Origin of the sequence: Nocardia pseudovaccinii (genome assembly GCF_050942345.1) — a bacterium.
GTDB lineage: Bacteria > Actinomycetota > Actinomycetes > Mycobacteriales > Mycobacteriaceae > Nocardia > Nocardia pseudovaccinii.
This window is the reverse complement of record NZ_CP192074.1, coordinates 6072330-6086387: the sequence shown is the minus strand read 5'-3', so window position 1 is coordinate 6086387 and position 14058 is coordinate 6072330. Positions and strand designations below refer to the sequence as shown.

The window sequence follows — 14058 nt, the reverse complement described above, 5'->3', positions numbered from 1 at the left end:
CATGCGCGACCTCACGGCAGAACTGCGGGAATGGCATGCGGCGGAAAAGGATTACGCCGTGGCCACCGTCATCGGCGTCACCGGAAGTGCCCCTCGGCCGCCCGGTGCGGCGCTGGCGGTCGACGCCGACGGCATTGTCATCGGAAGCATCTCCGGTGGCTGTGTCGAGGGCGCGGTGTACGAACTCTGCCGTGAGGTCCTGCGCACCGGGCAGCCGGTGCGCGAAACCTTCGGATACAGCGACGACGACGCCTTCGCGGTCGGGCTGACCTGCGGCGGCAAGCTCGAGGTATTCGTCCAGCGGATCACCGCGGCCGAGCGGGTCGCCATCGAGGCGATCCTGCGTACCGACGAGGCGGTCGCGCTGGTACGGGATCTGCAGACCGGTGCGGCCATGGCGATCGGGTCCTGGTGGACGGTCGGCGACGCCTTCGACGAGGTGGTCGTGGCCGAGGCCAGGGCAATGCTCGACATCGGCGCGACCGGTGTGCGCGAGATCGGCTGTGGTGCAGGTGAAGTCATGGTATTCGTGGAATCGTATGTACCACCGCCGCGCATGATCGTCTTCGGCGCAATAGATTTCGCGGCCGCCGTCACCAGGATCGGCCGTTTCCTCGGATATCACGTCACCGTCTGCGATGCCCGCCCGGTGTTCGCCACGCGGGCACGTTTTCCGGATGCCGACGAGATCGTCGTGCAGTGGCCGGACCGCTATCTCGCACGCACACAAGTCGATGCGCGCACCGTGCTGTGCGTGCTCACTCATGACGCCAAATTCGATATCCCGCTGCTCGAGGTGGCGCTGCGGCTGCCGGTGGCCTACGTGGGCGCGATGGGTTCCCGTCGCACCCACGAGGACCGCATGGCCGGGCTGCGCGCCGCCGGTGTGACGGAATCGGAACTGGCCCAATTGCATTCACCGATCGGGCTCGATCTCGGCGCGCGGACCGCGGAGGAGACGGCGGTATCCATCGCCGCCGAGATCGTCGCGGTGCGCCGCGGCGGCTCGGCCCAACCGCTGACCGCCACCGGCGGACCGATCCACCGGGACCTGCTCCCGGTCCGGTGAGCCGCGCGCCCCGCCGTGCATCCGTACACCCGGTACGCGGGGCGCGCGGTGTCGGCGCCGCGGCTGCGGCTGGAGCATCCTACGAAATCGACTTCGGGATATCCGATCGGCTTCGGGCTAATAGCGGCTATTCCGACAGTTTGGTCGGGCCACATAATTGACGAAATCACGAACAAAGGATTCACCGAATGCCGTTGATATTTCTGAACGGTTCCGCCATGCGCGGCGAACCGCTCAATCATCTGCTCGACGGCGCGCCTTTCGCGGGCGAAGCGAAAACCGCGCCGCGCTACCGCTTCTATTCGGTCGGCGATCGGTTCCCAGGTCTGGATCCCGTCGCCGATGGCGGCGACTCGATATCCGGTGAACTGTTCGATATCCCCATGGAAGTGCTGCGGCAGCGGCTGCTGCCTGCCGAACCACCCGAACTCGAACTCGGTGCGATCGAACTCGAAGACGGTCGTTCGGTCCTATCGATGCTGCTGCGCCGCGCGCCGACCTCGTATCCGGAGCTGATCGATATCACCGCCATCGGCAGCTGGAAGAAATACCGTCAAGGAGCTGAATGAGTAAGCACGCCGGAGGCGTCGCCTTCCCGAAATTCGATGTCAATTGCTCGATCCTGTTCACCGATCTCCCGCTGCTGGAACGCCCCGCCGCGGCAAAGCAGGCCGGATTCGACGCGGTCGAATTCTGGTGGCCGTTCGGTTTGGATCCGACGCCGGGCGACAAGGAGATCGATGCGTTCGTACGCGCGATCCGCGATGCCGGTGTGGAATTGGCCGGACTGAACTTCATCGACCTGATTCCGGCGGGCGGGCGCGGCCTGGTCTCGGTTCCGAGTGAGGTCACCCGGTTCCGCGACAATATCGATGTCGCCGTCGGTATCGCCGAGGAGACCGGCTGCCGCGCGCTGAATGCCCTCTACGGCAACCGTGTCGAGGGTGAGAGTCCGGACAAGCAGGACGAACTCGCGCTGGAGAACCTGAGTCTTGCCGCACAGGCGGCGGGTGCCATCGGCGCCGTCGTCCTGCTGGAGGCGCTGAATTCCTTCGAGTCGCCGAACTATCCGATCGTGAGCGCCGCGCACGCCGTGCGGGTCATCGAGCAGACCGGTGAATCCAACGTGCGGTTGCTCTGCGACCTGTACCACCTGGCCCGTATGGGTGAGGGCCTGCACTCGGTGATCCGCACGCACGCCGCGCATCTCGGCCACGTCCAGATCGCCGACAGTCCGGGGCGCGGCCGTCCCGGCACCGGCGAACTCGACTTCGCCGCGCTCTTCGAAACCCTGGCCGAGAGCGGCTACGACGGCTGGATCGGCCTCGAATACAAAGACCCCGAGCTGGATTGGAAGTGGACAAATGACTACAGCATCGCGTAGCGATTCCGTGAGGGGTGGCGGCCGGGCGACGGGTGGGCAAAGGATCGGTTTTGTCGGCCTGGGGATCATGGGCAGCCCGATGGCGGGTCACCTCGTCGCCGTCGGGCACGAGGTGACCGGTTACGACATCGGCCCCACCGGTCTGGAGAAGCTGAAGGCCGCGGGTGGTTCGGCCGCGTCCGGTGTCGCGGAAGCGGTGCGGGACAAGGACGTCGTCATCACGATGCTGCCGCAGGACGAGCACGTCGAGGCGGTCTTCGCCGATGTGCTCGTGCACGCCGCGCCCGGCACGCTGTACATCGACTTCTCCACTATCACGCCCAAGACCGCGCGCTCGACCGCCGAGCGGGGCATCGAGAAGGGACTGCGGGTGCTCGACGCCCCGGTCTCCGGTGGCGAGCCGGGCGCGATCAATGCCGCGCTGTCGATCATGGTCGGTGGCAACGAGACCGACTTCGCCGCGGCCACACCGATTTTCGAGGCGGTCGGCAAGACCTTCGCACTGGTTGGACCGAACGGTGCCGGTCAGGTGGTCAAGGCCGCCAATCAGCTCGTCGTCGGCGGCACCTATGCCCTGGTGGCCGAGGCGATTCTGCTGATGGAGAACCTGGGCGCGGACGCCGAGAAGGGCCTCGATGTGCTGGCGGGCGGGCTCGCGGGCAGCAAGATCCTCGAACTCAAGCGCGCATCCATGCTGAAGCGTGACTTCAAGCCCGGCTTCCGAATCGACCTGCACCACAAGGATATGGGCATCATCCTGCAGGCCGCCCGCGACGCCGAGGTGCCGATCCCGATGGGTGCGCTGACCGCGCAGTTGATCGCGGCCGCGCGCGCGATGGGTCACGGTTCACTGGACCATTCGGGTCTGCTGAAGGTGACCGAGGCGCTGTCGGGCCGGGAGCACTGACCATGGCACGCATGCGCACCGTGGATGCCGCGGTTCTGATTCTCGAAAAAGAAGGCGCGACACAGGCATTCGGCTTGCCAGGTGCCGCGATCAACCCCTTCTACAGCGCGATGCGCGCGCACGGCGGTATCAAGCACGTGCTGGCCCGCCACGTCGAGGCCGCCTCGCATATGGCCGAGGGGTATACCCGGGCGGCCGCGGGCAATATCGGCGTCTGCATCGGCACGTCGGGGCCCGCGGGCACCGATATGATCACCGGCCTGTATTCCGCCAGCGCGGATTCGATTCCGATCCTGTGCATCACCGGTCAGGCTCCGGTGGCCAAGCTGCACAAGGAGGATTTCCAGGCCGTCGATATCGCTTCGATCGCCGCACCGGTGAGCAAGTGGGCGGTGACAGTGCTCGAGCCCGCACAGGTTCCGGGCACGTTCCAGAAGGCCTTCCGGTTGATGCGCGAGGGCCGTCCGGGTCCGGTCCTGATCGATCTGCCGATCGATGTGCAGCTCGCCGAAATCGAGTTCGACATCGAGACTTACGAGCCGCTCGAGGTGCACCGCCCGGCCGCGACCCGGGCGCAGGCGGTCAAGGCCATCGAGATGTTGAATGCGGCACAGCGGCCGCTGATCGTCGCGGGTGGCGGCATCGTGAATGCCGATGCCGCGGCGCTGCTTGTCGAATTCGCCGAAGTCACCGGTGTGCCGGTGGTGCCGACGCTCATGGGCTGGGGCACGATCCCCGACGATCACGCGCTGCACGCGGGCATGGTCGGACTGCAGACCTCACATCGGTACGGCAATGCCACCCTACTCGAATCCGATTTCGTGCTCGGCATCGGAAACCGCTGGGCCAACCGGCATACCGGCGGTGTGGACACCTACACCAAGGACCGCACCTTCGTACACATCGATATCGAGCCGACCCAGATCGGTCGGGTGTTCGCGCCGGATTACGGCATCACCTCCGACGCGGGTGCCGCGCTGCGGGTGTTCGTCGAGGTCGCGCGCGAACTGTATGCGGCCGGACAACTGCCCGATCGCAGCGTGTGGGCCGAGCAGTGCCGCAACCGGAAACAAGTCGGGCTGCGCAAGACGCACTTCGACGATATGCCGATCAAGCCGCAGCGCGTCTACGAGGAGATGAACAAGGCATTCGGGCCCGAGGTGCGCTACGTCAGCACCATCGGTCTGTCACAGATCCAGGCGGCGCAGTTGCTGCACGTCTACCGGCCGCGGCACTGGTTCAACGCGGGCCAGGCCGGGCCGCTGGGCTGGACCGTACCCGCGGCCATCGGTGTCGCGACGGCAGATCCCGATGCCACCGTGGTTGCGCTCTCGGGTGACTACGACTTCCAGTTCCTCATCGAGGAATTGGCCGTCGGCGCGCAGTTCAATATCCCGTACATCCATGTCGTGGTGAACAATTCGTATCTGGGCCTGATCCGTCAGGCACAGCGCGCGTTCGACATGGACTATTACGTGCAGCTCGCCTTCGACAACATCAACAGCCCAGAGCTCGCCGGGTACGGCGTCGACCACGTCAAGGTCGCGGAAGGCCTGGGCTGCAAGGCGATCCGGGTATTCGATCCGGCGTGGATCGGTTCGGCGCTCGATGAGGCGAAGAAGCTGGTGACCGAATTCCGGGTGCCGGTGATCGTCGAGGTCATCCTCGAACGGGTGACGAATGTGTCGATGGGACTCGAGATCGACAATATCGTCGAATTCGAAGAACTGGCGCAGTCCGCAGCCGACGTGCCGACCGCGACCGCGCAGCTGGACTGAGCCGCGATGACTCGAGTCCTGATCGCGTCCGACAAGTTCAAGGGGTCGTTGACTGCTGCGCAGGTCGGTGCCGCTGTCCGGGTCGGCATCCACCGCGTCCGGCCCGGTGCCGAGGTGTCGGTGGTGCCGATCGCGGACGGCGGGGACGGCACCGTCGCCGCCGCATCGGCCGCGGGTTTCGATGCGGTGCTGGTGACCGCGTCCGGACCGACCGGCGAACCGGTGTGCACGGCGTATGCCCGGCGCGACGATATCGCCGTCGTGGAACTGGCGGACGTATCCGGGCTCGTACGGCTACCGGGTGGGAAGTTCGCACCGATGACGGCCACCAGCCGGGGCACCGGCGAGGTCATCGCCGCGGCGATCGATGCGGGTTGCCGTCGGGTGGTGCTCGGCATCGGGGGCAGTGCGGGTACCGATGGCGGTGCCGGGCTGCTCGTGGCTCTCGGCGCGCGACTGCTCGATGTCGACGGGGCCGAAATAGGTGACGGCGGTGCGGCATTGGCGCGGCTGCACACGATCGACCTTGCGCCGGTGCGGGAACGGCTGGCCGGGGTCGAGGTCACCGTCGCGTGCGATGTCGACAATCCGCTCACCGGTCCGCGCGGTGCGGCCGCTATCTATGGTCCGCAAAAGGGTGCGGATGGCGACCAAGTGGAAGTGCTCGACGCGGCGCTCACCCATTGGGCGGCTTGTGTCGCGGTCGCCACCGGGAACGATATGCGTGATCGTGCGGGTGCCGGTGCGGCGGGCGGGGTCGGGTTCGCGGCCGTCGCGGTGCTCGGTGCTCGGCTGCGTCCCGGGATCGAATTGGTTTTGGAGCTGGTCGGTTTCGCGGAACAGGTCGCCGGTGCGGATCTGGTGGTGACCGGGGAGGGTATGCTCGACGAGCAGACCCTGTACGGCAAGGCACCGGCCGGTGTCGCTACTGCCGCCGGGTTTGCGGGCGTGCCGGTCATCGCTGTTTGTGGCCGGAATACGCTGCCCCTCCAGCGATTGCATGAGGCGGGGTTCTCGGCCGCATACGCCCTGACCGATATCGAACCCGATATCGCGCGCTGCTTCGCGGAGGGGGAGCTGCTGCTCGAGCGGCTGGGTGCGCAGATTGCCGCGGAACACCTGCCGTTGGATCCCACGACGGAACGGCCATCTGCGGAGCACCAGTCGCCGGAGGCCGCTGCGGATCATGTCTCTGCTGGCCATGTCCCCGGGGCGGTCACGGCGGAGCGGTCGTCTGTCGGGCACCAGCTGCCGGAGGCTGCCACGGGGCAGGTGCCTGCAAACCACGCCGTTGGGGCGGCCACGGCGGAGCGGCGATCTGCGGAGCACCAGTCGCCGGAGGCCGCTGCGGGCCAAGGATCCGCAGATCACCCTGCCGGTGCGGCCACGGCGGTCCGGTCACCTGCTGGACACCAGCTGCCGATCGTTGCCAGGGACCAGATATCCGCAGGCCACCCTGCCGGTGCGGCCACTCCACAGCGCAGCGTGGCAGACCTGGCCGATGACATCGTCGCTGCCGCCTCCCGAAACGACAGCGGCGCAAGGACATTCGACGGGAGATTCCGATGATTTCCGATGGAGCTGTGTGATGCGGAAGAACTCCGAGATCCAGACGATCTCACCGGTCCCCGCACACCTGGACCTGGTGATCCGTGCGGAGCGGATCATCGGGACGGCGGGGGAGACCGGTGGCTCGGTCGGCGTGCGCGACGGCCGGATCGTGGCGATCGAGCCGCTGGACTCCATCCTGACCGCGAAAACGGTCGTCGAGCTGGCCGCCGACGAGGTGCTGCTGCCCGGCGTTGTGGATGCGCACGTGCACGTCAACGATCCAGGCCGCACCGAATGGGAGGGCTTCCCGAGTGCGACGAAGGCGGCCGCGGCGGGCGGTGTCACCACCATTATCGATATGCCGCTCAACAGCATTCCGCCGACCTGTGATCTCGCGGCACTCGAAGTGAAGCGCAAGACCGCGCAGGACCGCGTGCATGTGGACGTCGGATTCTGGGGCGGAGCGATCCCCGGAAATCTGGCGGATCTGCCGCAGCTGCAAGACGCGGGGGTATTCGGCTTCAAATGCTTTCTGCTGCACTCCGGTGTCGACGAATTCCCGGCACTGGACGCTACTCAGCTGGAGCTGGCCATGCGGGAGATCCGCTTGTTCGACGGTCTGCTCATCGTGCACGCCGAGGACGCGCACGCCATCGAACACGCACCGATTCCGCAGGGGGACAAGTACTCCGGCTTTCTGCGTTCGCGCCCGCGCGGTGCGGAGAACCTGGCCGTCGCGCAGGTGATCGAACTGGCCAGGTGGACCGGCTGTCGCGTGCACATTCTGCACGTGTCGAGTTCGGATGCGCTGCCGATGATCGCCTCGGCCCGCCGCGACGGCGTCCGGATCACCGCCGAAACCTGTCCGCACTACCTGGCGTTCGCCGCCGAGGAAATTCCGGACGGCGCAACGCAATTCAAATGCTGTCCGCCGATCCGTGAGAGCGGCAATCGCGAATTGCTCTGGGCAGGGTTGCGCGATGGCACCATCGATATGGTGGTCTCGGACCACTCGCCCTCGACCGCCGACCTGAAGTGCTTCGACACCGGCGACTTCGCCCGTGCCTGGGGTGGCATTTCCTCACTGCAACTGGGACTTTCGGCTGTCTGGACCGAAGCGCGACAGCGCGGTTTCAGCCTGGTGGATGTCGCGCGCTGGATGAGCCGCGCGCCCGCCGAACACGCGGGCCTGCGGCGCAAGGGCGCCATCGAGGTCGGCTATGACGCGGATTTCTGTGTCTTCGCACCCGATGACGCCTTCGTCGTCGACGTGCATCGCCTGCACCACAAGAATGCCGTCACACCGTACGCGGCCCGCCCGCTCGCGGGTGCGGTCCGCGGTACCTGGCTGCGCGGCAACCGAATCGATATCGACAACGAGCCGCAGGGGCGGCTCCTGGCCCGAGGAGAAGTATGACCGATCAATCCGCCCCCGCCTTCACCCGACTGCCCGATCTCGCCTCACGCGCGCTCGCGGGCAGTGTGGTCTACGCCAATGACGAGTTGTTCGCCGAGCGGGAGAATCTGATCCGGCCCGGCCGTGCGGTTTTCAGCACCGAGGACTTCGGCCACAAGGGCAAGACCTACGACGGCTGGGAAACGCGGCGCCGTCGCGAAACCGGCAATGACTATGCGGTTGTCCGGCTGGGTGTGCCGGGGCGGGTGCACGGTGTCGTCGTCGACACCTCATGGTTCATCGGCAATTACCCGCCCTTCGCCTCGGTCGAGGCGACGAGTGTGGAGGGCCAGCCCTCGCCTGCCGAACTCCAGCGGGCCGAATGGGTGACACTGGTCGCGAAGTCGGAGATCGCGGGCGATACCGACAACTTCTTCGAAGTCACCGATGAGCGCCGCTTTACCCACATCCGGCTCTCGATCTACCCGGACGGTGGCGTCGCCCGCTTCCGCGTCCATGGGACACCGCTGCCGGATCCCCGTTTCCTCAGTGGCACAGTCGATCTCGCCGCTCTGGAACACGGCGGCGATGTGGTCGACTGCTCAAACATGTTCTTCTCCGCGCCGACCAATATCCTGCTACCCGGCCGGTCGCGGCAGATGGACGAAGGCTGGGAGGGCGCGCGTCGCCGCGATGCGGGCAATGATCACGTCACGGTGCGGCTGGGTGCGCGCGGGGCGATTCGGCGCGTGGAAATCGACACCTCGAATTATGTCGGCAATGCGCCGGGTTGGGCGGTGCTGCGTGGTGCCGATGCCGATTCCGATGCGGACCTGGATGATCCGTCGACATGGACCGAATTGCTGCCGCGCACGCGGCTGCAGCCGGATGCCCGTCACTTCTTCCGGATCGGAGCCGATGCGCCGGTCACCCATGTCCGGCTCGATGTGTACCCCGACGGCGGCGTGGCCCGGTTGCGGGTCCACGGCGAGATCGATCCGGAGACCTTGGTCGGCAATACCGTCGCTTGGCTCGGAGCCCTGCCCGAAACGCACGCGCTGCAGGTGCTCACGGCCGATGGCGGGTTGTCCCGCGACGAAGCACGGAAGTTGCTCGCGGAACGGCCCTTCGCGAGCCCCGACGCGGTGCCGTCGGCCGTGATCGACGCGCTGCTCGCGTTGTAGTCGCTGGTCGGCCGGGCGATCGGAGCCCAACCGATCGTCCGGCCGACCGGCCCGGCCCGCGTCCGAAAACCGCTGGCACTTGTCGACCGGCTGATCTACGTTCGGCCCATGATGCGTACGGATGGGCCGGTCGAGCGGCAAGCCATTGTCGCCGCCGCCGTGACGGTGGTCTTGTGGGCTTCGGCCTTCGTCTTCATCCGCAGTGCGGGACACGACTTTTCGCCGGGTGCGCTGGCACTCGGGCGATTGCTCGCCGCATCGATCACGCTGGTGACGGTGCTGGTCATCCGTGGTGAGGGCCTGCCGCCGCGGGCCGCGTGGCCGGGCATCGTCATCTCCGGGGTGCTGTGGTTCGGCGTCTACATGGTGGCGTTGAACTGGGGTGAGCGGAATGTCGACGCCGGGACCGCGGCGATGGTCGTCGGCATCGGTCCGGTGCTGATCGCGGTGCTCGGCGGATTGGTCCTGCGGGAAGGGTTTCCGGCCCGGCTGATGGTCGGGCTGGTCGTGTCGTTCGCCGGAACCGTCGTTGTCGGACTGTCGACCTCCGATGGCGGCGGCGCGGCGCTGCTCGGTGTCGTGCTGTGCCTGCTCGCGGCCATCGTCTGGGCGGCATCGACCATCGCGCAGAAACCGGCGCTGGCGAGCGCATCCGCATTGCAGGTGGTCACCTTCGGCTCGGTCATCGGAACCGTCGCGTGTCTGCCGTTCTCCTGGCAACTGGTCACCGAGGCGGCCGACGCGCCGCTGTCGTCGACGCTGAGTCTGGTGTACCTGGGCGTCTTTCCCACAGCTTTGGCTTTCACCACATGGGCCTACGCACTAGCCCGCACGACGGCCGGGAAGATGGGCGTGACAACCTACGCGGTCCCGGCGCTCGTCGTGTTGATGGCGTGGATCGCACTGGATGAGGTGCCCGGCGCGCTGACCATCCTCGGCGGTGTCTTGTGCCTGGCCGGTGTCGCCATCACGAGGTCCCGGCCGCGCGTCACCGCATCCGTTGAGCCGGAGGTTGCCGAACCAACCCCACGCTGATCTCGGTGCTGGCCGCGCGTCGTCAGCGGCGGCCATCCGCACCGAGCGAATGGGCACATCAGTTGTCCCGGAGCCCGGCTTCGATTGATCCTGGAGCGCGCGTTCGTTCGCAGGGCAATACGCGTCGGATGCGGAAACGATGGCCCACCGCGGTTGGACAGTCGAGTTGGGCGTTCGGCGGTCCGCAGCGGCGGACGCGAGGCAGAATCGACAGGCGTGGATACCGTTGACCCCACCGTTGACCTCGTGGACCGCGCATTGACCCAGATGGGCGAGGTCATCGCGGCGATTCGGCCGGAACAGGCGACCCTGCCGACACCCTGTGCCGGTTGGGATGTGCAGGCGCTCGTGCGACATGTCATCGGGCAGAGCCTGCGGAATTTCCTGGATTCGGCGCGTGGCGAGATGGCCGATTGGGCGGCGCCGCCCGCCGAGCTGAGTCCGAACTGGGCGGCGGAGTACCGCGCGGCCGCCGCACCTGTCCTGGACGTCTGGCACCATGCCGACCTGGAACGCCCGGTTCCGGTACCCGGCGGCGCACAAGCGCCGCTGCGCAGCCGAGCCGACCAGCAGATCACCGAATTGGCGATGCACACCTGGGATCTCGCCCGCGCGACCGACCAGCCCATCGACTTCGACCCGGACATCGCGGAGTACGGACTGGCTTGGTCGCACAAGATGCTGCGCCCGGAATTCCGCGGACCGGAGAAGGCTTTCGACCTCGAGGTGCCCGTGCCCGCCGACGCTCCCGCATACGATCGCCTCGCGGGGTGGTTCGGCCGCGATCCTTCCTGGAAGTCGCCGGGGCCGCAGAACTGAACTGTCCCAATCGGTGCCCGCCCTGAAGGTTCCGGGGCCGCCGGTGTGCGCGGCACGACAGTTGGCACTCGGATCGGCGCGCAGGAAGTCGGATTCCGTGCATCCCGGCACCGAGAAGCACCGCAGAGCTACCGCGCCAATACGACAGGCAACTCGAGCGGTCCGCGATGCCGAAAACCGGAGCGCCACTGAATTTCTCGTGGATCGCAGACGAGCGTCGGAGTCCGGCCGTCCAGCAGCAAGGTCTCCAGCACAGCCCCGGCGATGGTCCGGACCAACGCGGTGCCGAGGCATGCATGGCCGCCGTGCCCGAGACCCAAGTGCGGATTATTCGCGCGTGCGAGATCGAGCTCGGCCGGATTCTCGAAGATCTCCGAATCATGGTTTGCCGATGCCAGACAGAGCAGCACGGTGTCACCGGAATGGATGGTGTGCCGCGCGATTTCGAGTTCGGTGGTTGCGAATCTGGGCCCCGAAACCACCTGCGGCGACAGATAGCGCAGCAGTTCGTCTACCGCCGGCCGGGTATCGGCCATGGTGCGCAGCACCGCCAGCTGATCCGGATGGGTGAGCAGTGCCAACGCGGATCCGGCGATCAGGTCGACGAGCACTTCGTACCAGACGAACAGCAGATAGAAGATCATCGAGGCCAGCTCGTGCGCACTCGGCGAGCCGGTCTCGTCACTCGAACGCGCCAGCCGCCCGAGCACAGTGTCGTCCCGCGCCCCCTCGATCGTCGCGATCACGATGGCGCGCATGGTGGTGAGCGTGTCGCGGGCACGCGGGGGAGTGGCGCTCGGCAGCAATGTCGAACGCGCCCAATGCAACAGCGCCTCGCGCTCCGGTGCCGCCAACCCGAGCAATTCGCCGAGCACGGCCGCGGGCAGGACAACGACGAACCGCTCGATGAGATCGATCGTGCCGCCGCTGTCCACCTCCGACAGACACGCCGACACTAATTCCGGTGCCGTGCGCGCCCATTCGGCGAGCCGTCGCGGCGACAACTCGGCGGTGACGGCCCGGCGCAGCCGAACGTGGTCCTGCGGTTCGCTCTCCAGGAATCCGAGGTCCAAGGGTGACGGCACCACGAACCCGCGATAGTCCGTCTCCCCGGCATAGCGCGGTTGGGTGGAGAGCCGAGTGTCGAGCAGTCCGGCCCGGACATCGGCGAACCGGGTTACCAACCAGGCGGGTGGGCCGTCCGGTGTCCTGACCCGATGCACCCCACCGTCCTCGCGCAATCGCCGCAGCGTGGGCCATGGATTCGCGGCGAACTCGGCATCGAAGATCTGCAATGTCACGCCGCCATCATCCGGCGCGCGATACCGGCGGACCCGAGGTGTGGCGAAGGTCGCAGAATTTGCTGGTCATTTGGTCGGCGAGGTGCGAGGCTTAAGCGGTGACACATCCTCCGGATACCACGTCGGTCGCAGCGGACCCCGCGACCGACAAGCTAGACATCGCGGTCTTCAAGGTGGCAGGGGTGGTCGTGCTCGGCGCGATCATGTCGATCCTGGACATCACCGTCGTAACCGTCGCGATCCCGAAATTCCAGAACGAGTTCCACACCACCACCGCGATCGCGGCCTGGTCGATGACCGGCTACACCCTTGCGCTGGCCAGCGTCATCCCGCTGACCGGATGGGCGGCGGACAGGTTCGGCACCAAACGGCTGTACATGCTCGCGCTGACGCTGTTCGTGCTCGGATCGGTGCTGTGCAGCCAGGCCTGGAGCATGGAAACGCTGATCGCCTTCCGCGTTGTCCAGGGTCTCGGCGGCGGCATGCTGATGCCGCTCGGCATGACGATCATGACCCACGCGGCCGGTCCGCAACGCGTCGGGCGGGTGATGGCGGTGCTCGGGGTGCCGATGCTGCTCGGCCCGATCTGCGGCCCGATCCTGGGCGGTTGGCTGATCGACAGTTACGGCTGGAAGTGGATCTTCCTGATCAATGCTCCGGTCGGGGTGATCGCGCTCGTTCTCGCCTTCGTCGTGTTCCCCGCGGACAACCCGGAGCCGTCGGAATCCTTCGACTTCCTCGGCATGCTGCTGGCCTCGCCGGGTCTGGCGCTGTTCCTGTTCGGCGTCTCCTCGATTCCGGGTGAGGGCACGGTCATGGCGGCCAAGGTGCTCATACCCGCCGCCATCGGTCTGGTGCTCATCGTGCTGTTCGTCTTCCACGCGCTGCGCACCGAACATCCGCTGATCGATCTGCATCTGTTCCGCAACCGATCGCTGACCTTCGCGGTGCTGACCATGGTGCTGTTCGCGACCGCCTTCTTCGGAGCGGGCCTGCTGCTGCCGACCTATTTGCAGCAGGTGCGCGGCGAAACAGCCATGGCGGCCGGTCTGCTGATGGTGCCGCAGGGTCTGGGGGCGATGTTGACGATGCCGATCGCGGGCCGACTCGTCGACAAGATCGGTCCGGGCAAGATCGTGTTGACCGGTATTTCGCTGATCTCACTCGGCACGGTGTTCTTCGTGCAGCTGAAGTCCGATACGTCGTATCCGTTCATGTTGGGCGCGCTGTTCGTGATGGGCCTCGGTATGGGCTGCACCATGATGCCGACCATGACCGCGGCGATCCAGACGCTGACCCACCAGCAGGTCGCGCGCGGAACGACGCTGATGAACATCATCAACCAGTCCGCAGGCTCCATCGGCACCGCGACGATGTCGGTGGTGCTCAGCAGCCTGCTGAACCGGCATCCGTTCGCCAAGCCCGCGATCGCGTCGAACTACGATCCCTCGATCGCGGCGCAGCTGCCGCCCGGTGCGGTCGAGACCGGATTGAGCCAGGCCGCGACGGCATTCAGCCACACCTACATCGTGGCGCTGGTGCTCATGGTGCTGACCTTGGTACCCGCGGCGTTCCTGCCGCGCACCAAGCCGCAGACGCCCGCGGTCGCCGACGCGCCGGCCCTGGTGCATTAG

At 66.8% G+C, this 14058-nt stretch carries 12 protein-coding genes; 11 read left to right on the top strand and 1 reads right to left on the bottom strand.

The genetic code is table 11. The features are described 5' to 3' along the window. The first annotated feature begins 1 nt into the window (after position 1). From ACQPZ2_RS27405 to ACQPZ2_RS27360, 10 genes are all read left to right on the top strand, one after another. Positions 2-1069: an XdhC family protein gene (locus tag ACQPZ2_RS27405; protein WP_433521086.1), complete on the top strand. Its 1068-nt coding sequence runs from the start codon at positions 2-4 to the stop codon at positions 1067-1069. Between the two features lie 188 nt (positions 1070-1257). Then, a complete protein-coding gene (locus tag ACQPZ2_RS27400) occupies positions 1258-1638 on the top strand; it encodes an allophanate hydrolase-related protein (RefSeq protein ID WP_040699294.1) in 381 nt (126 codons plus the stop codon). Next, positions 1635-2453 carry a hydroxypyruvate isomerase family protein gene (locus ACQPZ2_RS27395; protein ID WP_433521085.1) on the top strand — a complete coding sequence of 273 codons (819 nt, stop codon included), beginning with the start codon at positions 1635-1637 and terminating at the stop codon, positions 2451-2453. Before ACQPZ2_RS27400 ends, ACQPZ2_RS27395 begins: the two co-directional genes overlap by 4 nt. Beyond that, on the top strand, positions 2434-3360 hold the full coding sequence (locus ACQPZ2_RS27390; RefSeq protein ID WP_433521084.1) for an NAD(P)-dependent oxidoreductase: 927 nt from the start codon (positions 2434-2436) through the stop codon (positions 3358-3360). The genes ACQPZ2_RS27395 and ACQPZ2_RS27390 overlap by 20 nt, the downstream gene beginning before the upstream one ends. Before the next feature lie 2 nt (positions 3361-3362). Further along, the gene (gene gcl, locus ACQPZ2_RS27385) at positions 3363-5138 is read left to right on the top strand and encodes a glyoxylate carboligase (protein WP_433521083.1); all 1776 of its coding nucleotides are present in this window, start codon (positions 3363-3365) and stop codon (positions 5136-5138) included. Between the two features lie 6 nt (positions 5139-5144). After that, complete coding sequence (locus ACQPZ2_RS27380) at positions 5145-6707, top strand: glycerate kinase (protein ID WP_433521082.1); 1563 nt, start codon at positions 5145-5147, stop codon at positions 6705-6707. Positions 6708-6726: 19 nt separating this feature from the next. Beyond that, positions 6727-8106, top strand: a complete 1380-nt coding sequence (gene allB, locus ACQPZ2_RS27375) for an allantoinase AllB (RefSeq protein WP_433521081.1) — start codon at positions 6727-6729, stop codon at positions 8104-8106. Continuing rightward, positions 8103-9269 (top strand): allantoicase, encoded by a 1167-nt coding sequence (alc, locus tag ACQPZ2_RS27370; protein WP_433521080.1) that lies wholly within the window; start codon positions 8103-8105, stop codon positions 9267-9269. Before allB ends, alc begins: the two co-directional genes overlap by 4 nt. Positions 9270-9377: 108 nt before the next feature. Continuing rightward, positions 9378-10304 (top strand): DMT family transporter, encoded by a 927-nt coding sequence (locus ACQPZ2_RS27365; RefSeq protein ID WP_433521079.1) that lies wholly within the window; start codon positions 9378-9380, stop codon positions 10302-10304. Positions 10305-10520: 216 nt separating this feature from the next. After that, positions 10521-11123, top strand: a complete 603-nt coding sequence (locus tag ACQPZ2_RS27360) for a TIGR03086 family metal-binding protein (RefSeq protein WP_433521078.1) — start codon at positions 10521-10523, stop codon at positions 11121-11123. Between the two features lie 128 nt (positions 11124-11251). Here ACQPZ2_RS27360 and ACQPZ2_RS27355 read toward each other — a convergent pair whose 3' ends face one another. Continuing rightward, the gene (locus ACQPZ2_RS27355; RefSeq protein ID WP_433521077.1) at positions 11252-12424 is read right to left on the bottom strand and encodes a cytochrome P450; all 1173 of its coding nucleotides are present in this window, start codon (positions 12422-12424) and stop codon (positions 11252-11254) included. Positions 12425-12522: 98 nt separating this feature from the next. Between ACQPZ2_RS27355 and ACQPZ2_RS27350 the strand changes: the two genes are divergently transcribed. Next, a complete protein-coding gene (locus ACQPZ2_RS27350; protein ID WP_433521076.1) occupies positions 12523-14058 on the top strand; it encodes a DHA2 family efflux MFS transporter permease subunit in 1536 nt (511 codons plus the stop codon).